This window comes from Paenibacillus ferrarius (assembly GCF_002027705.1).
Taxonomy (GTDB): domain Bacteria; phylum Bacillota; class Bacilli; order Paenibacillales; family NBRC-103111; genus Paenibacillus_E; species Paenibacillus_E ferrarius.
This window is the reverse complement of sequence record NZ_MBTG01000024.1, coordinates 1-23,134: the sequence shown is the minus strand read 5'-3', so window position 1 is coordinate 23,134 and position 23,134 is coordinate 1. Positions and strand designations below refer to the sequence as shown.

Genomic DNA, 23,134 nt, shown 5'->3' with positions numbered 1-23,134 from the left:
GGAATGGGGCAAAATTACATGTCATTCAATGCAATAATATCTGATATTCGTACAAAAAAAAGGTTTAGATATGAACTATTATTTTTATTAATAGTTTCACTAATCTTTTTGTACTATGTATATAATTTATTTTCAGGAAATATTAATAATATCGCTCAAGAAAAATATATTATTACCAATCCACAAAGGATAAAATGTGGGCTGTTAATTAGTATTATTGTTTTAAGTCTTTATCGATTTTTTAAATTTAACGTTATTTATCCAATTCTATTCGTTGCTGGAAGTATATATATTATTATTTTTCCATACTTTACAGTAGTTGATGAAACTTATCATTTTGCTTACATTGATTATCTAGCAAACCATTATAGGATTCCATTTGTTCAAGAGTTTATACCGAATCGCGTCTTTGCAGTGGCTCAAAAATTCTATCCAAACCCTTCACCTACCGACCCTGCGACACTTGGCCTTTTTGGCCGTCAGTACGAAGCTTTCCAACCACCTTTATATTATATAATAGGAGCTATCGTTTATAAATTTTCATTAGGTAACGCTTATTTGGCAGTCTATTTAATAAAATTTCTCGGGCTTTTTTTCTTATTATCCAGTGTATTTATAATTAAAAAAATGTATGAATTATGTATAAATAATAATATATTGAAGCGTAACGATTTTGTTATTTTCTCAGTAGCAATCCTCTTCTCAATAAATCCCGGATATATGCTAAGGATGCTTACAATTAGTAATGTTAACTTGCTTCCTGTTTTGGGGGCATTGCATCTATATTTTATCCTAAAATATTCCTTAGAGAAAACTTTAAATTACAAGTATCAAATTGTTATTATGGCAATTTTAACAGCTGCTGTTGCACTTACTCAATTTACTGCCATATATCTAATCCCAATAACTGCAGTGTTTATATTATGGAAAAAAGATATCAAACAATGTCTATATTATTGTGTTACGGTTGTTTCTATAATGGCTCCTTGGTTCATCATGAACTACTATTATTATGGGGTGTCGACTGCTGGGAATATTGTGATGGATATGCAACGTTCGGTTGTAAATCCAAACAATGATTCTTATGGATTGTGGTATGTGGCGTTGAATCTTCCTCGTATGTTTGTATATTTCTGGAACCCTCAAGAAGGAGCATATCCAGAGCAACCTTTATTTCTTTTGATTGAATACTTAACAATGTTCACAGTGATTGCAATTATTAGTGTTTTGTACAAATACTCGAAATCAATTTGCAATAGAAATCCAAAAAGTTTATTTTTTGTTTTTTGTTCAGCTGCCGTAATAGGAAATGTAGCAATAATAATATTTATTACAATGTCCCAATCATGGGACATTCTAATAGGTCGATATATTTATATGAGTACAAGCGAGCTTGCAATATTGTGTTTTGTTTATATTGGTATGTTAAGAAAAGAAAGTAAAATAATTATTAGTATTACTTTGCTTATTATTGCCCTTCTTTTATACACAAATTTTCTTGGTAAAATAACTTCAGATAAGATCATTCATCGTGATAAACATACTATTTCTTTGGATTCTAAAAACTTAGGTTAAAGGATAAATTATGACGTATATACTTTTAGTAGCAGCTCTCATATTTAATTTGTTCGCACAATATTTACTTAAAAATGCTGTAAATGGTAATGCTTTTGAGACAAATAATATGTATTCAATATTAGTGAAATATCTATCCTCACCATTAATATGGGGAGGAGCTATCTTATATGGATGTAGCTTTTTATTCTATGTGGTGGCATTATCGAGAGGAGAATTGAGTAGAATATCGCCTGTTTCTCAAGCCCTAACTACTTTAGGGGTTGTACTTATTTCTGTTATTATATTTAATGAGCCATTAACAATGATGAAGATTATTGGATTGATCTTATTAATTGTAGGCACTATAATAATGTTCTTATAACTCATAGATAAGTATATGAACTATGAAATATTAGGGGTCTGCTACAAATGGCTCTGTCGGTTTAATGTAACCGATTTTATATGAAAGTTCTGTTAGAACTGCGTTGAACGTTTATAATAAGAAAGATCGTTCCTTTATCGGGAAATTGACGATTACCATATCAACAAATAAAAGAGATGTCCCAACCCAACCTAACTGACCAGCATAAAGTTCATCTTGGTGTTAAAAGGGGCCAAACTGCAACTCGGTCATTTATCTTCACTCGTTATTGGACGTAAGAATAAATATTACATAAATTTAAAATTCTGGAAGACAAATCGTCAATTCAGCAGCGTAACGAATTTATTAAATCATTTGCCATAGTGGGTCAACGGAATGCAACGTAGAGGCATGTAATTTGCTTTCGGATAAATCCGAGAAAAACGTGGGAAATGATGCAAAAGCACTTGTGTTTCTGATCGTGAACAATGCTTGCTATAAGAAAGACAAATCAACCAAAAAGGTGCTAAAGGTCCGCCTTTTTCATCTTAATTCGGTAGTTTCTCGTATTAATTCGACCGCTCTATGCAAAATTAAATCAAGACTGAGAATGTCTGAGACTGTTAAACACTAGCTAATTATAAACATTAAAAATAAAATAGGGGATTTTGAAAATTGAAAATGAAATTAAATTCTAACTTGGTATTTAATATAGTACTATTTGCGCTTGTAATGTTAGTGTGTTTATATACAGCACTCAGCCGTATTTACTTTTCAGATTTTTTCCCTATAAATGGTGACTTTCAAAATTATAATGGTTATAGACGTATACTTAACGGACAAGTTCCTTTTAGAGATTTTTATTTCTATTTGGGACTCGGACCATTATACACAAAAACTGTTATTTTATTTATTTTAGGAAATAATTTTACAATGAGTCTAGCAGTTACAAACTTTGTTACAGCCTTATTTTTTTCTTCCTCTATATTCCTGATTTCTTATCTCAATATTACTAATATTAAAAGATCGCTTATATTAACTTTGTTGTTAATATTAACAGCAGCTGGTCTAAAAGGAGAATTTCATCTTTTTGATATCTTTAATCAATTGCCTTTTTTAGATAATATTCATCCTGGTAATTCGGATAGAATGGTTCGATCATTTTTACCTTTTATTTTTGTTTATATCTTTTTATTTTTTAATAAAATTAGTAAAATAAAAAAAAAAATAAACAATTCTTTTGTTTATGGTATTTTTTTGGGTGCCGGAATTGCTTGGTCCAATGATTATGGGATAAGTGTTTTGATAGCTGGTACAATAATATATTGTTTACTTTATTTCAGACTCAAATTTTTAACTAGTTTTATAAAAAAAAAAATATTGTTTATTTTGGGTATATTACTTGGTTGTTATTCTTTGGTTAGTATTTTAACTCTTGGACATTTCACTAATTGGTTTAATTATAATTTCCTAAATGTAGCTAACTATCAACTATGGTACTATGGTATTAATCCAAATACAAAACTACTTAAATTTTCAGATATACCTATAAATTTCGAAATATTATGTAGTCTGTTGATAATTGTGAATTATTCTGTTCAAATCATTAAGAAATCTAATAATAACCATAATATTATGCTACTCTTTTTATATTTAACAACATTTATTGCAGGATTCGCATATGCATTTGGCAGTGAAAAAGTTGGTTTATTTCCCCCGATGTATATGGTTTTATATGTGAGTTTATTAAGTCAAATAATTAATAGATTAAAATTTGTTTTTATGGAATATCTTCATGTGAGAATACTTATAAACAGTGTCATTATAATTATAGTAACTTCATTAGTAACTAATGGTTTGACCTCAGCGATTAATAATTTGAAACAAGATAGAGTACATTATGTACAAGAGTTAAAAGGCTATTTATCAGCTTATGGAGAAGAACTGCAATATATTTCAAATAAATACATTAAAAACTCTAATGCAGATCTGTTTTCTACATATTCTTCTGCGTTAGAAGTAATCAATTCAGAATATCAACCATCAGGAATTGACTATATAATTCACGTACTTGGAGATAAATATAGAAAATTATATTTAGAAAGTTTTTTGCAAAATCCTCAATTTGTTACAACAATAAGAGAAGATTTTACTCAATGGGAATTTTGGTCAAAAAGAGAAAATTGGTTTTTCTATAGAAAATTACTTGAAAACTACAAGCCTATTGCGGCAACTTCATATAATATCTTGTGGGAAAAACAAAAACAAAATCAATTTATAACTGACACTAAATTAAACGTAACATTGAATCAAATATCAAATGATACGGTTGAAATATATGTAAAGTCAAACGATATAATAGATAATGCAATTGCAGATATTAGTATAGCTTACACTTCTGGTTGGAATAAAAATAGATTCAACAAATTTGATTTTGGATTGCAGAGAATTGTTTCTGTGAGAGATGGGTGGAGTGATAATTCAGGTTATTATAATTTACCTAAACAGACTGAGGATATTGCTATACCAATTAAATTATCACAAGGATTTGGAAAAGCCACAATAAGCTCATATCCACTAGGAATTACAAATATTGAAGTCAATATAAAGAGCATTAATTCGGTTCTTCCAGATGTTCCTAATGACTTATCCAATTTAGTTGATTACTTACAAGCTGTAAACTTAACTGACGAAAATTGGATAAAGGGAGTGAGCCGAACACAGAAGACTATCTTATTTAAAAATACAGTTTCAAACAGAAGTGAAATTCAAAGTGCAAAATATTTGAATATCCAAAGCAATAATAGACAATTCAAAATAAAATCAATTAATTACCCCAATAAAGAGTGGATACATGTTCTCTTAGAAGATGACATTCCCAAAGAAATAATTCAATACCCAACTAAACTAAATTTCTTAAAATAAAGAAAATAATTATTAATTTTAGAAAGGTTCAATTATGCATATCGAATCATATGATTACTTAATATTTGGCGCAGGAATTTATGGAATGTACGCTGCTAAAATTCTTGCGGCGAGAGGGTTGCATGTTGCGTTGATCGATATTGACGATAAACCACTACAACGTGCAAGCTTCATAAATCAAGCAAGGGTACACAATGGCTATCACTATCCAAGAAGCATTTCTACTGCCGAAAAATCTGCTAATTACTATAAAAGATTTAATAAAGAATTTGAATACGCAGTTCATAGACAATTTAAGAAAGTATACGCAATTTCTTTATATGATTCATTGACTAATGCCGAACAATTTAAAAGATTTTGTGATAATGTAGGCATTCCAGCAGAAGAAGTTAATGCTTCAACATATTTTAACAATGGTATGGTTGAAGCTGCATATGAGACAGACGAATATACCTATGATGCAGAAAAAATAAGGAACTCACTAAGTGATCACTTAAGTGATGTTGAAAATGTGAAGATGATATTTAGTGGGCAAATAGACAATGTAGAAGCACAAGATGAAACCTTTAGAGTAAAGTTGAGTAATGGTATGTCGATTCAAACTCCAAACGTATTAAACGCAACATATGCAAGTATTAATCAGTTGCTTCATTTTTTCGGGTATGAGTTATTTCAAACGAAATATGAATTATGTGAAGTGATCCTAACAAAGGTATCAACCAATTTTTCTAATATTGGTATTACCGTTATGGATGGTCCTTTTTTCTCTTTGATGCCTTTTGGCTTTACTGGAACACATTCTCTAACCTCAGTAAGTGACACACCACATGAAACTAGCAACAATCCATTTCCAAAGTTTTCTTGTCAAATATTGAGGCCAGATTGTAATGAGCAATATCTGAGAAATTGTAACTCATGTGATTTTCATCCAAATTCCGCGTGGAATCGAATGAGCCAATTAGCAAGGAAATATTTGAAGTCAGAAATATCAATTCAATACAATTCGTCATTATTTGCTGTTAAAACTATCCTAAATACAACGGAAATTGACGATTCTCGTCCGACAGTAATTAAGGTTTCATCAAAGTTACCTACTTTTATTTCTGTTTTTTCAGGTAAATTCAATACAATATATGATTTAGAGGAGGTATTGCTGTGAAAGAACAAGTCTTTGTTTCAGCTGTTGTGTATGTACGCGATGAAGAAAATAGCGTAATTGCTGGATTAGAGCAGTTAAATGACTCTCTCGCAGCGACTTTTGTAAATTATGAAATTATTCTAATTAACGATGCCAGCTCGGATTCAACATTAAGTAATGCTAGACAAGTAAAAGATATAATAAAAGGGAATCTAACAATAATAAATTTGTCTAGACGTCATGGTATTGAAAAAGCGATGAATGCAGGTTTAGTTAAATCTATTGGTGACTTTATTATCGAAATTGAAAATATAAAGTTTGAATTTTCTTTAGAAATCATTCATGTATTGTTTAAGACTGCCATTTTAGGAAATGATATTGTGGCTGCGTCACCAAATACAGGTCTTACTTGGACTTCAAAACTATTTTATAGACTTATAAATCATTTCTCTTATCTGAAACTAGACCTAAGAACGGAATCCATAAGGATCGTTTCTCGCAGAGCATTAAATGCAATGTTAAATCTTAAAGAAAAAGTACGTTATCGAAAAGCACTGTATGCATATACAGGATTCAAAAAACAGTTAATCTTGTACGATCCTATCTTCAAAGTAAGCTCACAAAAAAAGAAAATAAACAGAGAAAATATAAGTACAGCATTTGATGTTATTGTATCATTTTCGAATATTGGTCTTAGAGTTTCGCACTACTTGTCTATTGTTTTCTTGCTTTTTAGTTTATTTATGGCAGGTTATACATTTTATAATTATTTCTTTAACAAGAATATAGTTGAGGGATGGACAACCTTAATGATTTTAATCAGTTTTGGATTTACGGGATTATTCTTTATCGTCGGTATGCTTGGTGAATATATCTCACGATTACTTATAGAAATTCAAAACCGCCCCTTTTATACTACAAGTTCAGTTGAAATGTATAAGACTAACAAATTTATAAATAACGAAATTCAACAGGCCAATAGTGAAGCCGCAGTTGCTAAGGAGTAGGGGGATCAATATATGAGTACGGCGCTAATCGGGTTTACAGGATTTGTAGGGAGTTCATTGATTAGACAAACTAGCTTCGATTATTATTATAATTCTAAGAATATTGAAGATATTCGGGGGAAGAAGTTTTCAATGGTTATATGTGCTGGTGTTCCCGCGGTGAAATGGAAAGCAAATCAAGAACCTGATAAAGATCTTGAAAATATTCAAATGTTGATGAGCCATTTAAGTAGTATTGAGACTGAAGAGTTTGTACTAATATCGACAGTTGATGTCTACAAAAATCCTATAGATGTTAATGAAGAGACAGCGGTAACCATAGATGAATTAGAGCCATATGGAAAACATCGATTTTTGTTTGAGGGATTCATTCAGGATAAATTTGTGAATCATTCTATCATTCGTCTTCCAGGACTATTTGGAGTCGGTTTGAAGAAGAATATCATTTATGACTTAATGCATAACAATTGCCTTCATCTTACGCATCATAAAAGCGTCTTTCAATTCTATGATATGTCTAGATTATGGAATGATATTCAGATAATAAGAAGAGAAAAAGTAAAATTAATTAATTTCTCCACCGAACCTATTACAGCATATGAAATCGCCAGGAATTGCTTTGGAATTGAATTTACAACTATTACTGAAAAAAAACCCGTAAATTATAATATGAAGAGCTTATCTTCGAGCTTATTTAACTTAGAGAGTAACTATATGCTAACTAAAGAGCAAGTTTTTGAAGGAATACGGAACTTGATTAGATTGGAGAGAATACAACATGAAACTGGCAATTTCTAATATTGCATGGGATCTCCAAGTAAATAGTGAAATTGTTCCTTTATTGAAGGATTACGAAGTTAAGGGAATAGAGATTGCGCCAACTAAAGTGTATTTTGAACCAGAGAATGTTAATCTAGTAATTATCGATGAATTTAAAAAAGAATGGCAAAGCAACAATCTAGAGCTAGTAGCCATGCAATCTTTATTATTCGGAAAACCCCATCTTTCAATATTTGGTGAAAAAAAAGCTGAAACATTTGAGTACCTTCAAACAATAATCAAGTTGGCTTCAGCTCTTTCAACGAAAGCTCTTGTATTTGGTTCCCCTAAAAATCGAATTATAGGACAATTAGATTCTCGAGTAGCGTATGGTCAAGCTATTGAATTTTTTAATGCTCTAGGAGAAAAAGCTATTCAAAATGGTGTATTTTTTTGCATAGAAGCTAATCCAGTAGTCTACGGCTGCGATTTTTTAACAGGTACTTTAGATGCATTACAGTTTGTTAAAGACGTCAATCATCTAGGTGTGAAATTACAGATTGATACAGGGACCATATTTATTAATAATGAAGATTCAAGTGATATTATTGAAAGGTGCCTTCCGTATACAGGCCATTTTCATATTAGTGAACCACATTTAAACCTTATTGGTAATCAAGATCATAGATATATTGCAGCTTCTTTAAAAAGTTTGAATTACCAAGGTTGGATATCAATTGAGATGAGAAACAATGTGCTGGAGTCAGATGTTTTATCTGTAAGGGCTGCTTTAGATTATGTTTCAAAAACATATTTGCAATAAACATTTAAAATTGCAGGGGAGATTGTAAAATATGCAAGTGAATCCGGAATGGGATGTTCCTAATTATGAGCTTATTGAATTTAAGTCGAAAGCTCATAATTATTGTGTGTGTATTCCTGTAATTAATGAAGGAGAAAAAATCCAGAAAGAACTTAAGAGATTAAGCTATTTTGCTAATGTCATTGATATTCTTATATTAGATGGTGGAAGTACGGACGGGTCTTTAAACCATGATTTTCTTATCTCAAATGGAGTAAGGGCCATCTTAACTAAAAAGGATTCAGGAAAGCTAAGCGCTCAACTGAGAATGGGTTTTTCGTATGCTTTATTACAAGGATATGAAGGAGTTTTAACCGTTGATGGAAATAATAAAGATAGCGTCGAATCAATTCCTTTGTTTATTGAACAGCTCGATAAAGGGATGGACTTTGTGCAAGGTTCCCGTTACGTACCAGGCGGGAAAGAAGTTAATACCCCGATTTCTAGGAAAATAGCTATTAAACTAATTCATGCTCCGTATTTATCAGTTATTTCGGGCTTCAGATATACGGACACTACAAATGGGTTTCGCGCTCATTCAAATAAATTTCTTATGGATGATAGATTAAAACCTTTCCGAACCATATTTAGTACGTATGAATTATTGGCATATATCTCTGTAAAAGCACCGCGTTTAGGGTTTAAAGTTGTTGAAATACCTGTTGCTAGAGAGTATCCAAAAGGAAAAGTGCCTACGAAAATTAGTCCGCTTCGAGGGAATCTATTATTAATGAAGATATTGTTGGGGCTATTATTTGGAAAATATAATCCGAGGAGCTAATAATAATGAAGGGTATCATTCTAGCGGGGGGCACGGGTTCACGCCTTTATCCACTTACGAAAGTAACAAACAAGCATTTATTACCAGTTGGGAAATACCCAATGATTTTCCACTCAGTTGCAAAGCTAAAGCAAGCAGACATTAGTGACATTCTCATCGTCACTGGCAAAGATCATATGGGTGATGTGGTTAACCTTCTAGGTAGTGGCAGAGAAATGGGTGTTAGCTTTACTTATAAGGTGCAAGATGAAGCTGGAGGTATTGCTCAGGCACTTGATTTGGCTGAGCATTTTGTTGGAGATGATCAAATGGTCGTCATTCTCGGAGACAATGTGTTTGAAGAGAGTATCGTCCCTTTTGTAAACAACTTTAAATCTCAACGAAAAGGTGCCAAAATCCTAATTCAAGGTGTTCAAGATCCTCAAAGATACGGTGTCCCTGAGTTGAATGGTGAGAAAATCATATCTATTGAGGAAAAGCCCCTGAAGCCTAAGAGCAGTTATGCTGTAACAGGTATCTATATGTACGATAGTTCTGTATTTGAAATTGTTAAGACACTTAAACCGTCTGGCCGTGGGGAGCTCGAAATTACTGATGTAAATAATGCATACATTGAAAAAAATGAGCTTACTTACGATATCCTTCAGGGATGGTGGACGGATGCGGGAACGCATGCATCGTTAGCTAAAGCGAATGAATTAGCAAGGGACTTGTATTTCGGAGAAGAGTTTGGGAAACTTAAATTATAAGAGGTGCTTACACGATGAATATTATATCAACGAAGTTAGACGGTTTATATATTGTCGAACCTGATGTACATGGTGACAGTCGAGGCTTTTTTATGGAAAGTTACAGTAGTGCGAAGTTTAGTCACCTAGGTATTGATTTCCAATTTGTTCAAGACAATCATTCTTTGTCTGTGGAAACCGGTGTTTTGCGCGGACTTCACTATCAGTTGAACCCCAAAGCACAGACTAAGCTTGTTCGTGTGGTAGCAGGAGCTATTTATGATGTGGCTGTAGATATTCGTAAAGATTCTTCTACTTTTGGACAATGGGTAGGCGTCATCTTAAGTGAAGCTAATAAGCGTCAGCTTCTAGTTCCACAAGGCTTTGCTCATGGATTTTGTACGGTTGTCCCGAATACACAAGTACTTTACAAGGTAGATGAGTACTACTCGCCTGAGCACGATAGGGGCATTCTTTGGAGTGATTCGTCATTAGGGATAGATTGGCCAACTTCTATGCCTATTCTTTCAGAAAAAGATAAGAAGCACCCGATACTCCAAGATGCAGAAATAAACTTTTATAAGTAGAGGTAGCTTCTGTGAAAATAAAAAAAGCTATCATTCCAGCAGCTGGCTTAGGAACAAGATTCCTGCCTGCAACTAAAGCTATGCCAAAAGAAATGCTTCCAATTGTAGATAAGCCAACTATTCAATATATTGTTGAAGAAGCTGTTGCGTCTGGAATAGAAGACATTATTATAGTCACAGGTAGAGGGAAAAGGGCTATTGAGGATCATTTCGATAATTATTATGAATTAGAGCAGAATTTGTTTGATAAAGGAAAGTTCGATCTTCTAAATGAAGTTCAAAAATCATCAAAACTTGTGGATATTCATTATATAAGGCAAAAGGAACCGAAGGGGCTAGGACATGCCATTTGGTGTGCTCGTAAATTTATAGGAGATGAGCCTTTTGCTGTTCTTCTTGGTGATGATATCGTAGTTTCTGAAACACCTTGTTTAAAGCAGATGATTGATCTATTTGGAGATTATAATTCCTCAATCATTGGTGTAAAACAAGTTAGTGAAGAAGAACGTTCGAGGTATGGTATTATTGAGGCGATTGAGATGAGTGAACGGGTTTATAAAGCAACGAAACTATTCGAAAAACCTACTAGAGATGTTACACAATCCAAGCTTGCTATTATGGGGAGATATATTCTTACTCCCAAAATCTTTGATATCTTAGAAACAACTCAAATTGGTCGTGGTGGAGAAATTCAGTTAACCGATGCGATATCTGAATTAAGCCAATCCCAAAGTGTATATGCTTACGATTTTGTTGGAACAAGGTATGATGTGGGAGAAAAGTTAGGATTTATAAAGACTACTATAGACTTTGCATTACAACGTTCTGACTTGAAAAATGATTTGCTTGAATATATGAAACAAGTTATTGATACCCATTAACAAATAGGGAGTTATACTGACATGAAAATACTTGTAACTGGCGGAGCAGGCTTTATCGGCAGCAACTTCGTACATTATATGCTAGACCGATATCCAAACTATCAAATCATTAATCTCGATGCTCTGACTTACGCGGGAAATTTAGAAAACCTAACATCCATTCAGGAAAATAGCCAGTACACTTTCATAAAAGGTGACATCACAAATGAAGAATTAGTAAGCAGCATTTTCGCTCAGGGAGTCGATATGGTAGTTCATTTCGCCGCGGAATCCCACGTGGATCGTAGTATCTTGGAACCGGATATTTTCGTGAAGACGAACGTACTGGGTACGCAGGTATTACTTGAAGCCGCAAGAAAATATGAAGTTAAGAAATTTGTTCATGTTTCCACGGATGAAGTCTACGGCACACTTGGCGAGACTGGTCTTTTTACAGAAGAAACGCCATTAGCACCGAATAGTCCGTACTCAGCTAGCAAAGCGGGATCTGACCTTTTGGTACGTGCTTATCATGAGACATTCGGACTTCCAATTAACATCACGCGCTGTTCAAATAACTACGGACCTTATCAATTTCCTGAGAAGTTAATCCCATTAATGATAGCGAATGCTTTAAATGATAAGTCTCTACCTGTTTACGGTGACGGCCTTAATATTAGAGATTGGTTATATGTTGAGGATCACTGCAGTGCGATTGATCTCGTATTGCATAAAGGTGTTGACGGTGAAGTTTATAACATTGGTGGGAATAACGAAAGAACGAATATTCAAATCATACAAACGATTCTTCGCGAGCTGAATAAACCAGAGTCATTGATGCAATTCGTAAAAGATCGTCCAGGACATGACCGCCGCTATGGGATTGATGCAACGAAGATTACGAATGAGCTTGGATGGAAGCCTAAGCATAATTTTGAAACAGGCATACATGAAACCATTCGTTGGTATTTGGAAAATCAGGATTGGTGGAAACGAATTCAGACAGGTGAGTATCAAAAGTATTTCAATGAGCAATATGGCGCACGTTTAGGTATTGAATAATGAAAATCTTAGTAACTGGAGCAAATGGTCAGCTTGGGCAAGATGTTGTTAAGCTGCTTGGAAAGAATCATGATGTTTATGGTCTGGGGAGAGACGAGCTAGATGTCACCAATGAAGATCAGTGTCTCGAGGTTCTTTCTGACTTACGTCCAGATGTTGTCATTCATAGCGCGGCATATACCGCAGTTGATCTTGCAGAAACGGAAGTTGAGAAAGCATATCTTATCAATTCCGATGGAACAAAAAATATAGTTGTAGCATCTGAACGAATTGGAGCAAAATTTTGTTATATCAGCACGGATTATGTTTTTGATGGGATGGTTACAAAGCCCTATCGTGAAGATGATGACACGAACCCACAAAGTGTTTATGGATTGTCCAAAAGAGCTGGTGAACTGTATGTTGAATCATTATCATCGAAGTATTACATCGTGCGAACCTCTTGGGTATACGGCATATATGGCGCTAATTTTGTGAAAACGATGTTGAATCTGGCGAAAACTAGAGATACTTTGAGGGTAGTTAGTGATCAGTTCGGCTCACCGACCTACACGGTGGATCTTGCTCTATTTCTTGAAAAGCTAATTCAGTCGGACTTCTATGGTATTTATCATGCTTCGAATTCGGGCGTCTGCTCTTGGTTTGATTTTGCTTGTGTTATATTTGAAGAGAGTGGTGTCAACAGTATCAAGGTGGAGCCTTGTACGACAGAGGAGTTTCCGCGACCTGCTCCAAGACCTAGAAATTCTGCTATGGCTCATGGAGCGATCCTGGCTAATGGATTTGCGGATTTACGCCCATGGCGCGAGGGATTGAGGGCTTTTTTGGAGGAACTGAAATAGGAACTATCGGTACGTTAATGCGTGCCGATAGTTTTTTTGAGTTGTTGAATCAACTTATATAACAATTAATTACTTGTCCTTGGGACAGGTGGAAATATTATTTCTTATTGACATCATAATTCAGTTGATATAAAATTCGACATTATGTTCAGTTTAACGACATTTTTTCCATGCGACAAGCGATGTTTTTAGGGAGGCCTTTTATGTATGAAAAACTTAATAGGGTAGACTTACCTCACGGTGTACGCAAACTGCCATTGAAAACAATTGGTGATTCAAGAGGGACTCTCATGGAGGTTTACCGTGCGGAATGGTTTAACGAGAGTCCGATCGCTTTACAGTGGAACTTAAATCATAGCAACCCAGGTACACTTCGTGGGTTTCATGTGCATAGTGATCATCATGATTATCTTACTGTTCTTATGGGGAGATTGCATCTAGGGTTGCAAGATATGCGTCCATGGTCACCTACCTATGGGATGGCTACTTTGACAACAATTCATGCGGGGGAACCTGTATTAATTCATATTCCTCCAGGTGTTGGTCATGGATTCTGGTATGATCAATACGCAATTCATACCTATGGTGTTTCACAATATTGGAATTCGGATGATGAACTAGCTTGCCGTTGGGATGACAAAGATATTAAAGTGCCTTGGCCGTTTACTGAACCCCAATATCTTTCTGAAAAAGATCAAAAGGCGGGAACATTTGAGCACATGCAATCATTATTGTTAAAACAATTATTTCCACCTACATCGATGAAGGTCTGAGGAGGAAATTTAATGAATAACTACATAAATTTACATATTGGAATGGTAGGGTGTGGAAACTGGGGTCGTTTCATCTTACGAGATCTGAAAGAAATAGGAGTCCGTATTAGCGTATTTGCTCGTTCTGAAGCAAGTCAAAAGAATGCAATTGCCTATGGAGCAGATTTTATTGTTGATTCGATTGAGGCATTGGATAAAAATATCGATGGTTATATCATTGCGAGTAGTGCCAGTTCCCATATTGAAAATATTCTCTCCTTGATGCCTCGCAGAAAACCTATATTTACAGAAAAACCTTTAGGAATTCATTTTAACGAAGTAAACGAACTTGCTCCAAGTTTTAAAGGATTAGTTTTTATCATGCATAAATGGCGCTATCATCCTGGAGTTGAGGCACTCGCAGCTTTGGTTAAGTCAAAAGAATTAGGTCGAGTCTCTGGATTGCGTCTTCAACGAACCAATTGGGGGAGACAGCATGACGATGTAGATTGCGCCCTTCATCTACTGCCACACGATTTGTCCATAACACTTCAAATTCTAGGTTATTTGCCCCCAGTAGATCTCGTGATTAAGAACCCTTTGGGGGACAGCCATTTTGGTTTATTCGCAACGTTAATGGACCAAAATCAACATATTCATGTAACACTCGATGTAAATAACATTGCACCTGGAAATGTACGATCTGTTGCAGTAGGTTTTGAGAATGGTGTAGCTGCGTTAACTGATAGCTATGCAGAAGGGCTTACCGTTTGTAGATACGGGATGCCACCGGAAGTTCGCTCAATTTCACAGGAATTTCCACTAATGCGACAATTAAAATCCTTTCTTGAATATCTGCATGGAGGTCCTCCACCATTAAGTAGTATTGAGGAAGAACTCTTAATTCAACATCGCATACATTCAATAAGGGAAAAACTTTATGGTGTTCTAAAATGAATTTTTGGAAAAATAAGAATGTTCATTTTGATTATTTGAAACTCACTGCAAAAGTATATCTTTTGAAGAGAGCAACATGGCTTCGTAGAATATATACAAAAAACATGTATATGAACCCAAGTTTTACTATATTGATTCCTACATTTAATCATGGATATTTACTGAAGTATGCATTGGACAGTATTTTGCTACAAACTAATCAAAATTTCGAGGTATTTATCATCTGTGACGGTGCTGTCATTGAAGGTCGTAAAACTGCATGGCGGTATGCATTCAGCGATCCTCGATTTAATGTGGTAGACCGGCCTAAAGGTGATCGTCATGGGGAAGCTTATAGACATGAGGCTCTGTTATCTGCAAAAGGTAAATTTGTCTGTTACTTAGGTGATGACGATTTATGGTTTCCAGATCATCTCCATCAAATTGAGCAGGCATTGGCTACCTGCGATTTTGTACATAGTCGGCATACAGGAGTCAATGATCAAAATCAAGTGTTTTCTCATTATGATTCTATTGAAAACGTTGAAATTCGTCAGCGGATGTTAAATCAAAAATTTAATATTTTTGGACCGACTGTTGTGGGACACCGCATGGAAACATACCGCCGTCTTCAAGAGGGATGGGCTCCGGGCCCCTCGGATATCTGGTCAGATTTAAATATGTGGCGTAAATTTATTAGACTTGAAGAAATTAACTTCGCTACTATTCCTGCAGTAACAGCACTTTTCTTACCATCTCCATTTAGACTAAAAATGACATTGAAAGAAAGAGAGGAAGAAATGGCAATGTGGGCAGAGAAAATTAGGAGTTCGACTTTTCGAAATTCATTGCAATAGTTTATGAATTATAAATCTTGAAATTGTTTGCGTGGAGGGAATTAGTTTAACATTTTGATAGAATTATTTAGCATAAAGGGGCATAGTAATGGGAAAAGCAATATGCGTGTTAGGGATGCATAGAAGTGGCACTTCTATGCTGATGAAAACATTGAATAATCTAGGAGTATACCTTGGGAAAGATGAAGATATGTTAGCTATAGCGGATGATAATCCTGAAGGATTTTGGGAACATAGAGGTATTGTAGAAATACATGAAAATATATTATCAGAATTGAATAGAAGATGGGATAGCCTTACGCCATTACCAAAGAATTGGTTGAATAATCCTCGGGTACAACAATATAAATTAGATTTAATTGAATTAATTAAACGGGAATTTAAAAATGTTTCAGTTTGGGGTTTTAAAGATCCACGCACTTGTATTTTGATACCACTATGGAATGAAATTTACGAGGTGTTAGAAATGGAAGTTAGTTATATCATTATATTAAGAAACCCACTTGATATAGCGAACTCTTTAAATAAAAGAAATGATATAAATAAACAATATGGCATTGCACTATGGTACTACTATATGATTAATATTATGGAATATACGAGAGGCTGCAATAAATTAGTATTGCATTATGATTCTATTCTTGAAGAAACTATAAATAGTGCAAGGATTATCGCTTCCTATACGGGACTTGAAATTAATTCAGAGATAGAAATGAAGATTAGAGAGAGTATAAAACCTGAACTAAGACATAGCAAATCAACATTTAATGAATTGAGTCTTTATACAGAAGAAAGAGCTGCTTTATTATACAAAAATTCTAAAGATATATTTGAATCTGAATATACTGAAATTCATAGTATTGAAAATTATAACTTCTACACTAGATTAGTACAATTAGAAGAGTTAGACAAACAATACCTAACAAATGTGCAAATAATAAATAAGTTGAACTACTCACTTGCAGAGGCAAGTCAAGTGGCAAGAAATGAAATCGATCGAAAGAATATTGAAATCGGACAAAAAAATATTGAAATTAAAGAGAAAAATGGCAAAATCGAACTAATGAATAGTGAAATTGAACTGAAAAATAGTGAAATTGAACATAAGAATTTTGAAATTGAAAAGATAAGAAAAGTAATAGAACTAAATAAACATGAAACTGAGCAGATAATCGACGCAATGCAAAATATGCAAAATATAGTAGACCGAGCCGAAGCTCAATCAATCCTTCTTGCTCATACAAAATTATTTAAATGTGTCCATTTGATATACAGGCTAAAGCATCAACTTATAAAAGGAAACATTAAAGCTAAAAGAGAATTCTTTAGTTGGCTTTTTAAACGATTTAATAAGCAAGAATACATTAAGGATCGTCAGTATAATCCCATTTATCAAATAACTGATATTCTTGAAAGTAATAAAATCATAGAATTAAATGATTAATCGCTTACATAGCCTTTTAGATTTGCCGTAAGAAATAAATTAAACGATGAATAAGAGGTTAAGAGGTTATAATGAGCCAAAGTAAAGGAATTAGAAATGAGATTATTTTGCATGTAGGGTTGCATAAAACAGGGACCACAAGTATCCAAGAAACCTTATATTTAGAAAACAACAATCAATTGTTGGAGAAAAAAGGGTACTTATACCCGAAATGCGGGCCTTCAAACCATTCTGTGTCTATTTATAGTATATTTTGTAATGACCCTACAAATTACCATATCAATATTCGGATGGGTTACAGCGCTGATGAAATTAAATACGTGAATGAAAAATATTTAAGTGATTTAAAAACAGAGATAGATGATAAAAAGTTATCAAAATTAATTATTTCTGGTGAAGATATTTCATTACTTTCATTAGATAATTTGAATGCATTAAAGGAGCATTTAACTTCAATTTTTTCCAATAACATTAAAGTGATTATATATGTTAGACATCCTGTGCAATGGGTTATTAGTACTATCCAGCAATTCATTAAAAGTGGCAGACAAAATTATAAAGATGCGTTAATAGATATGGAGAAAAATATTAAAAGCCTCTTTGTAGATCGTATAGAGAAATTCACACATGTTTTTGGAAGAGAATTTGTAAATGTATATTCCTTTGAGGAAGCAGTTTTGAATAAATTTGGTCCTGTGGGTCATTTTTTATCAGTAATAGGGATGAATCAAAATGAGCTAACTGAATTTAATATTGTTTATGCTAATGAGAGCATCTCACTAATTGCGGTGGAGATAATTTCGTATATCAATGAAAAATTGCCCTTGTTTAGAGATGGAAAAATGAATGAACTCAGATCTAATGGCGATATTAATCCATTTTTAAACGTAAAAGGATTTAAATTTGATATTCCATATGGACTCAAGGAGAAAATATTAGAAAAAAGTCGAGAAGACATTGAATGGTTAAAGAAAAACTGGGGGATCGATTATTCAACTGTTCAAATACGCCAAATAGATAATTTTAGTCCTGATCTTTCTGAGGAAATAATAGAGGAAATAAAACAAGCATGTTTTGAAGTGCCTGAATCGTTGAGGAGTCTAGTTGTAGAATATTTGCAAATGAAATTAATGAAGAATAGTGTAGGAAATTAGGAGATGGTTAACTTAGATAACATTCAATCTAGATTACCGGATTTTTTAATCATTGGTGCACAAAAAGCAGGAACAACTTCATTATATTCTTATTTGATTCAACACCCTAATATTGATGCGGCTGTTACAAAGGAAGTTCACTATTTTGATGTGTTTTTCGATAAAGGGAAAGACTGGTACGTGGATCAATTTCCTTCTCTAAAAAAATGTACTGATCATTTAACTGGAGAGGCCACTCCCTATTACATTTTCCACCCTAATGCTCCTATTAGGATTTATGAAATGATGCCGAGAACCAAAATCATTGTTTTGTTAAGAAATCCAATTGACAGAGCTTATTCTCATTATCATCACGCTGTTCGTAATCTCGGAGAATATTTGAGTTTTGAAGATGCAATAAACAAAGAGGAAGAAAGACTATATGGAGAGTTGGAAAAGTTTCGAAGTGAGTTCAATTACAATAGTATTAGTTATCAACATTATTCTTATTTAAAGCGAGGAATTTATGTAGATCAATTGCAATTATGGTACAATTTGTTTTCTAAGGATCAAATTCTGGTATTGAATTATGAGATTTTTTTCAGTGATCTTCCAAGATCAATGAATACTGTGACAAATTTTCTTGGAGTTTCTAATTATGAATATCAATTCGAGCCACTCAATCAGGGTGAATACGATTCGATGAATCTTCAAACCCGGGATTTTTTACGAGAATATTATTATCCTCATAATCAAAGATTGTTTGAATATTTAGGACAACCTTATGAATGGGAGTAAGTTCGACAGGTTAAGTAGAAAACAATTTGTGGAGCTTATTTAATTAATATAGAAAACCGATTATATATGAGTAAGCACATTGCTTTGGTAACTATCATGTATATATGAGGATAGGAAAATTATGAAAATGAAAGCGACAAATGTCGTATGGCACAATACTAAAATAACAAAGGAAGATCGTCAAAGACTGAATAATCATAAAAGTTGTGTGCTTTGGTTCACTGGGTTATCCGGGGCAGGTAAATCCACATTGGCAACTGAGGTAGAGAGGGAATTATATAAGTATGGAATTCTCGCTTATGTATTAGATGGGGACAATATCAGGCATGGATTGAATAAAAACCTTGGTTTTAGCCCAGATGACCGGAAGGAAAATATCCGGAGAATCGGTGAAGTTTCCAAATTATTTGTTGATAGTGGTTTGTTTGTTATCAGCGCCTTCATATCCCCATATAGAGAAGATCGCGATATGGTAAGAGCTATGCTTCCCAAAAGTGAATACATTGAAGTCTATGTTAAATGTTCAATAGATGTTTGTGAACAAAGAGATCCGAAAGGTTTATACAAAAAGGCAAGAGTAGGGGAAATCAAAGATTTCACAGGAATTTCTGCCCCATATGAAGAGCCAACTGTGCCGGAGTTGGTTATTGAAACAGATAAGCAAGATATAGAGGATTCCGTTAAGAAAATTATAACGTATATAAAGAATAAAGGGTATATTGAATAAATGAAACTGCTGCTTACGCTAGAAACTGATAAAGATTCCTAGTAGAGGGAATTTCGGAACAGGTAAATCTTGAATTTGTAATTATCGCTGAAGCAGGTATCTTAGAAGCTCAGGCTGTGATGCTGTGTGAAAGTATCAGACAGTTTGGCGGTCGTTATGCCAAAGAGGGCATCGTGGTAATTTCGCCGCGGTTTGATCGCCGTCCAAATGATATAACATTGCGTCGTTTGGAAAAACTCGACGTGAAGTATATTCCACTATCTCTGGAGTCTTCTTGCCCGGAATATGGTACCAGCTTCAGAGTACTTGCCTGGGCGGAGTATGAAAGAATGTCGACTGCAGTCATATTGGTTGGATTGGACAGTGATTCAGTATTCTTGGCAGAACCAGATTTGGACTTGGGAAATATGGATGCAGCAGCAAGGCCAGTGGATGTCACAAGTATGTGTTCAAAAGGAGTGGGAGATCCTCGGGATGTTTACTGGCAGAATCTGTGCAGAATCTGTGCAGTATCTGTGGAGTCGACTACAATGTACTCCCCCATATGTAGTGTTCACTGTAAATCGTCAGACTGTGAAGGCAAGTTATAATGGCGGGCTAGTTGTTGTCCGAAGAAGTTGCAACATTTTTCAGCGGGCAGCTGACTATTTTCTGAAATCTGTTGAAGCAGGGCATGGCCAGGTGAACATTGAAGGCAGTATTGGGGAAGTAGCCAAGCCTGTATATCGTTGGCCATATGGGGTGCAAACTTGACATTGCGAACATTTACTTCGAGTCATAATTTTCCATTTCATTTTTATGAGACTATTCTTCCAAAGATTAAAAACGGGGATTTTGGCGAATTAACCCACATTCATTATCACAACTTGCTAACAGATACATCGAAAGAAGCCTTAGTCTTTCTGGATAATCTAGGGCTTCCTTTGGAAGGTATTGCTTGGCTTAAAGAACATGCAATAATAATGCAAAGGAATTTAAAAGAGATTCTTGAGCTAACGTCGACAGCTGACGTTATACGGGAACTGGAGAAACGGAATGAGAAATTGCAGCAGTTAGTTTGTGATCGAGATGAGGAACGAGCTTCTTCCCGAGAAGAACTGTAAAAAAATCTATAATTCCAATGGCTGGAGAATTTTAACGAAGTATTAAACTGCGTGACTCCCTCAAACTCATCATATAGAAAAATGAAATGAAATAGCTGTCCCAATATATGCTGTGGTTGATTAACTCATCAGGTGGAGGTTAAATATATGTAAATCTCCCTGCTAAAAAGTCGAGGTGTAAAAACTATTGCAAAATTACTAATAGGTAAAATTTCCAATATCAACTCCCAGACCAAGTAATTCAGCAATGGCACATGGAGCGATTCTTGCTGATTGATTTGATGTCTTACGGCCTTGGCGGGAAGGACTTAAAGCATTTTTGAAGGAGCTAGGTGAGAGTAAGGATGAAACTGGTTAGTGTTCATATTGTTACATACAATAGCTCCGAGCATATCGACGATTGTTTGCAAGCGGTACTAAATCAATCCTACCCGATTAAAGAAATCGTTGTGATTGATAATGCTTCTAAGGATAGTACGCTAGCCAAGCTAGAAAAATGGTCTGAAAAGTGTACCACTGTGTCTAATACCATTAACAATGGATTTGCAGGTGGTCATAATCAGGCTATCCGAATGACGGATTCGGACTATTGTCTTATTTTGAATCCTGATGTGGATCTGGATCCAGACTATATTCGGAGAACCATCGAGATATTGACTGCAAATGGGCGAGCTGGCGCTGCCACAGGAAAACTACTTTTCAAAGCAGATCCAACCCAAATAGATAGCACAGGCCTCATCATTAACAAAGCACGCAGGGCCTTTGACCGCGGAGCGCATCAGTCGAGCGATCAGTTTATGCAGTCAGAAGAAGTTTTCGGCGTGTCAGGAGCCGCGGCTATGTATTCTCGCGAAATGATTAATGACATTAGTTTAAATGGCGAATTTTTTGATGAGGATTTTTTTGCTTATAAGGAAGATGTGGATGTGGCTTGGAGGGCGCAGTTGCTAGGTTGGAAGGCTTACTATGAACCTTCTGCAATCGCTTATCACGAAAGAGGCTGGAAGGAAGGCGGACGGAGCAGCAGGCCGCTTTTTGTTAGACGTTTATCCTATATTAATCGATATAAAATGATGATGAAAAATGATCATATTTCGATGATTCTAAAGCATATCATTCCATTGTTGGTGTATGAATGTCTCAGTATTGGTTTCGCTCTCTTACGTGAGCCTAAGCTTTTGGGGGCATGGTCCAGTTTCTTTAAAGTATATAAGGAGCTTAACCAAAAACGAGCTGAGATCAGAGGCAAGCGAAAAACCACAACTTCAGCAATTAGCCGTTGGTTTCAAATAAAATAAAGGCACATACCCAACTACATTGGTACCCATAGTCTGGACACTTTGAAAAAGTGTTCAGACTGTGGGTATCTTTTTTTGTATACTAGAGTAAGCACCGGAGGGGATTACAATATGTCTAAGAAAATGTTTAGTGAGAAAGAACAAAAGAATTTATCAACGAATAAATACGTCATCCATATAAGCGATAAAGCAATAACCTATGCTGATGAATTTAAGCAGTTGTTCATCGATCAATACATGGCAGGTAAAACACCCAGAGAAATCTTTGAAGCAAACGGGTTTGATGTAAACATAATTGGCGTAGAGCGTTTAAAAGCATGCGTTAAGCGTTGGAAGAAAGCATACGCTGAGGATGGAGTCATTGGACTAGCAGACTCCCGTAAGGGATCATCTGGACGTCCCCTCAAGCGAGAACTAACGCAGGATGAAGTTATTGCAAGACAGGAAGCAAGAATTAGACTTCTTGAGTCTCAGGTGGAATTGTTAAAAAAGCTAGACACGAAAGAAAGGTTGCTGGTACCAAAGGGAAAGAACCTAAGTAAGAGTAATTTATTTGAGCTAATTAAAGAGACTGTAGGGCAGGGTTTAGGACGCACAACTAGCTACCTTTGCGACTT

General features: G+C 34.8%; 23 protein-coding genes. All 23 read left to right on the top strand.

Annotated elements, in window-relative coordinates:
- The first annotated feature begins 18 nt into the window (after positions 1 to 18).
- Positions 19 to 1,575 (top strand): hypothetical protein, encoded by a 1,557-nt coding sequence (locus BC351_RS24580; RefSeq protein ID WP_079415974.1) that lies wholly within the window; start codon positions 19 to 21, stop codon positions 1,573 to 1,575.
- 10 nt (positions 1,576 to 1,585) lie between these two features.
- Positions 1,586 to 1,939 carry an EamA family transporter gene (locus tag BC351_RS24575; protein ID WP_079415972.1) on the top strand — a complete coding sequence of 118 codons (354 nt, stop codon included), beginning with the start codon at positions 1,586 to 1,588 and terminating at the stop codon, positions 1,937 to 1,939.
- Positions 1,940 to 2,593: 654 nt separating this feature from the next.
- Positions 2,594 to 4,843, top strand: coding sequence for a hypothetical protein (locus BC351_RS24565; RefSeq protein ID WP_079415968.1), 2,250 nt, complete (start codon positions 2,594 to 2,596; stop codon positions 4,841 to 4,843).
- Positions 4,844 to 4,877: 34 nt separating this feature from the next.
- Positions 4,878 to 6,002, top strand: coding sequence for an FAD-dependent oxidoreductase (locus tag BC351_RS24560; protein ID WP_079415966.1), 1,125 nt, complete (start codon positions 4,878 to 4,880; stop codon positions 6,000 to 6,002).
- Positions 5,999 to 6,988: a glycosyltransferase gene (locus tag BC351_RS24555; protein ID WP_158082213.1), complete on the top strand. Its 990-nt coding sequence runs from the start codon at positions 5,999 to 6,001 to the stop codon at positions 6,986 to 6,988. The genes BC351_RS24560 and BC351_RS24555 overlap by 4 nt, the downstream gene beginning before the upstream one ends.
- Before the next feature lie 12 nt (positions 6,989 to 7,000).
- Positions 7,001 to 7,786 carry a Rossmann-fold NAD(P)-binding domain-containing protein gene (locus tag BC351_RS24550; RefSeq protein WP_079415961.1) on the top strand — a complete coding sequence of 262 codons (786 nt, stop codon included), beginning with the start codon at positions 7,001 to 7,003 and terminating at the stop codon, positions 7,784 to 7,786.
- A complete protein-coding gene (locus BC351_RS24545) occupies positions 7,767 to 8,570 on the top strand; it encodes a sugar phosphate isomerase/epimerase family protein (protein WP_079415959.1) in 804 nt (267 codons plus the stop codon). Before BC351_RS24550 ends, BC351_RS24545 begins: the two co-directional genes overlap by 20 nt.
- A 31-nt stretch (positions 8,571 to 8,601) precedes the next feature.
- Complete coding sequence (locus BC351_RS24540) at positions 8,602 to 9,390, top strand: glycosyltransferase family 2 protein (RefSeq protein WP_079415957.1); 789 nt, start codon at positions 8,602 to 8,604, stop codon at positions 9,388 to 9,390.
- A 5-nt stretch (positions 9,391 to 9,395) separates the two neighbouring features.
- Complete coding sequence (locus BC351_RS24535) at positions 9,396 to 10,139, top strand: sugar phosphate nucleotidyltransferase (protein ID WP_079415955.1); 744 nt, start codon at positions 9,396 to 9,398, stop codon at positions 10,137 to 10,139.
- Positions 10,140 to 10,153: 14 nt separating this feature from the next.
- Positions 10,154 to 10,705 carry a dTDP-4-dehydrorhamnose 3,5-epimerase gene (rfbC, locus tag BC351_RS24530; RefSeq protein ID WP_079415953.1) on the top strand — a complete coding sequence of 184 codons (552 nt, stop codon included), beginning with the start codon at positions 10,154 to 10,156 and terminating at the stop codon, positions 10,703 to 10,705.
- A gap of 11 nt (positions 10,706 to 10,716) precedes the next feature.
- Complete coding sequence (gene galU / locus BC351_RS24525) at positions 10,717 to 11,586, top strand: UTP--glucose-1-phosphate uridylyltransferase GalU (RefSeq protein WP_079415952.1); 870 nt, start codon at positions 10,717 to 10,719, stop codon at positions 11,584 to 11,586.
- Positions 11,587 to 11,607: 21 nt separating this feature from the next.
- Positions 11,608 to 12,627, top strand: coding sequence for a dTDP-glucose 4,6-dehydratase (rfbB, locus tag BC351_RS24520; protein ID WP_079415950.1), 1,020 nt, complete (start codon positions 11,608 to 11,610; stop codon positions 12,625 to 12,627).
- Positions 12,627 to 13,469, top strand: coding sequence for a dTDP-4-dehydrorhamnose reductase (gene rfbD / locus BC351_RS24515; RefSeq protein ID WP_079415948.1), 843 nt, complete (start codon positions 12,627 to 12,629; stop codon positions 13,467 to 13,469). The genes rfbB and rfbD overlap by 1 nt, the downstream gene beginning before the upstream one ends.
- Positions 13,470 to 13,672: 203 nt before the next feature.
- Positions 13,673 to 14,242 (top strand): dTDP-4-dehydrorhamnose 3,5-epimerase family protein, encoded by a 570-nt coding sequence (locus BC351_RS24510; RefSeq protein ID WP_158082212.1) that lies wholly within the window; start codon positions 13,673 to 13,675, stop codon positions 14,240 to 14,242.
- A 12-nt stretch (positions 14,243 to 14,254) separates the two neighbouring features.
- Positions 14,255 to 15,178, top strand: coding sequence for a Gfo/Idh/MocA family protein (locus BC351_RS24505; protein ID WP_079415944.1), 924 nt, complete (start codon positions 14,255 to 14,257; stop codon positions 15,176 to 15,178).
- The gene (locus tag BC351_RS24500) at positions 15,175 to 16,014 is read left to right on the top strand and encodes a glycosyltransferase family 2 protein (RefSeq protein ID WP_079415942.1); all 840 of its coding nucleotides are present in this window, start codon (positions 15,175 to 15,177) and stop codon (positions 16,012 to 16,014) included. Before BC351_RS24505 ends, BC351_RS24500 begins: the two co-directional genes overlap by 4 nt.
- Before the next feature lie 88 nt (positions 16,015 to 16,102).
- The gene (locus tag BC351_RS24495; protein WP_079415940.1) at positions 16,103 to 17,458 is read left to right on the top strand and encodes a sulfotransferase family protein; all 1,356 of its coding nucleotides are present in this window, start codon (positions 16,103 to 16,105) and stop codon (positions 17,456 to 17,458) included.
- 71 nt (positions 17,459 to 17,529) lie between these two features.
- Positions 17,530 to 18,612, top strand: coding sequence for a sulfotransferase domain-containing protein (locus tag BC351_RS24490; RefSeq protein WP_079415938.1), 1,083 nt, complete (start codon positions 17,530 to 17,532; stop codon positions 18,610 to 18,612).
- A 3-nt stretch (positions 18,613 to 18,615) separates the two neighbouring features.
- Positions 18,616 to 19,389 (top strand): sulfotransferase domain-containing protein, encoded by a 774-nt coding sequence (locus BC351_RS24485; RefSeq protein WP_079415937.1) that lies wholly within the window; start codon positions 18,616 to 18,618, stop codon positions 19,387 to 19,389.
- Positions 19,390 to 19,516: 127 nt separating this feature from the next.
- Positions 19,517 to 20,116 (top strand): adenylyl-sulfate kinase, encoded by a 600-nt coding sequence (cysC, locus tag BC351_RS24480; protein ID WP_079416101.1) that lies wholly within the window; start codon positions 19,517 to 19,519, stop codon positions 20,114 to 20,116.
- Between the two features lie 749 nt (positions 20,117 to 20,865).
- Positions 20,866 to 21,219 (top strand): hypothetical protein, encoded by a 354-nt coding sequence (locus BC351_RS24470; RefSeq protein WP_079415932.1) that lies wholly within the window; start codon positions 20,866 to 20,868, stop codon positions 21,217 to 21,219.
- 344 nt (positions 21,220 to 21,563) lie between these two features.
- Positions 21,564 to 22,517, top strand: coding sequence for a glycosyltransferase family 2 protein (locus BC351_RS24465; protein ID WP_079415930.1), 954 nt, complete (start codon positions 21,564 to 21,566; stop codon positions 22,515 to 22,517).
- Between the two features lie 111 nt (positions 22,518 to 22,628).
- On the top strand, positions 22,629 to 23,134 hold a 506-nt coding region (locus BC351_RS24460), incomplete at its 3' end, for an HTH domain-containing protein (RefSeq protein WP_341865965.1).

Excerpts from the sequence above, each read along its gene's own strand:
- cysC (WP_079416101.1), top strand. The coding sequence starts at position 19,517 with ATGAAAGCGACAAATGTCGTATGGCACAATACTAAAATAACAAAGGAA.
- rfbB (WP_079415950.1), top strand. The coding sequence starts at position 11,608 with ATGAAAATACTTGTAACTGGCGGAGCAGGCTTTATCGGCAGCAACTTC.
- BC351_RS24560 (WP_079415966.1), top strand. The coding sequence starts at position 4,878 with ATGCATATCGAATCATATGATTACTTAATATTTGGCGCAGGAATTTAT.
- rfbD (WP_079415948.1), top strand. The coding sequence starts at position 12,627 with ATGAAAATCTTAGTAACTGGAGCAAATGGTCAGCTTGGGCAAGATGTT.
- BC351_RS24540 (WP_079415957.1), top strand. The coding sequence starts at position 8,602 with ATGCAAGTGAATCCGGAATGGGATGTTCCTAATTATGAGCTTATTGAA.
- rfbC (WP_079415953.1), top strand. The coding sequence starts at position 10,154 with ATGAATATTATATCAACGAAGTTAGACGGTTTATATATTGTCGAACCT.
- BC351_RS24490 (WP_079415938.1), top strand. The coding sequence starts at position 17,530 with ATGAGCCAAAGTAAAGGAATTAGAAATGAGATTATTTTGCATGTAGGG.
- BC351_RS24550 (WP_079415961.1), top strand. The coding sequence starts at position 7,001 with ATGAGTACGGCGCTAATCGGGTTTACAGGATTTGTAGGGAGTTCATTG.
- BC351_RS24545 (WP_079415959.1), top strand. The coding sequence starts at position 7,767 with ATGAAACTGGCAATTTCTAATATTGCATGGGATCTCCAAGTAAATAGT.
- BC351_RS24465 (WP_079415930.1), top strand. The coding sequence starts at position 21,564 with ATGAAACTGGTTAGTGTTCATATTGTTACATACAATAGCTCCGAGCAT.
- BC351_RS24510 (WP_158082212.1), top strand. The coding sequence starts at position 13,673 with ATGTATGAAAAACTTAATAGGGTAGACTTACCTCACGGTGTACGCAAA.
- BC351_RS24495 (WP_079415940.1), top strand. The coding sequence starts at position 16,103 with ATGGGAAAAGCAATATGCGTGTTAGGGATGCATAGAAGTGGCACTTCT.
- BC351_RS24535 (WP_079415955.1), top strand. The coding sequence starts at position 9,396 with ATGAAGGGTATCATTCTAGCGGGGGGCACGGGTTCACGCCTTTATCCA.
- BC351_RS24505 (WP_079415944.1), top strand. The coding sequence starts at position 14,255 with ATGAATAACTACATAAATTTACATATTGGAATGGTAGGGTGTGGAAAC.
- BC351_RS24485 (WP_079415937.1), top strand. The coding sequence starts at position 18,616 with ATGGTTAACTTAGATAACATTCAATCTAGATTACCGGATTTTTTAATC.
- BC351_RS24580 (WP_079415974.1), top strand. The coding sequence starts at position 19 with ATGTCATTCAATGCAATAATATCTGATATTCGTACAAAAAAAAGGTTT.
- BC351_RS24575 (WP_079415972.1), top strand. The coding sequence starts at position 1,586 with ATGACGTATATACTTTTAGTAGCAGCTCTCATATTTAATTTGTTCGCA.
- BC351_RS24500 (WP_079415942.1), top strand. The coding sequence starts at position 15,175 with ATGAATTTTTGGAAAAATAAGAATGTTCATTTTGATTATTTGAAACTC.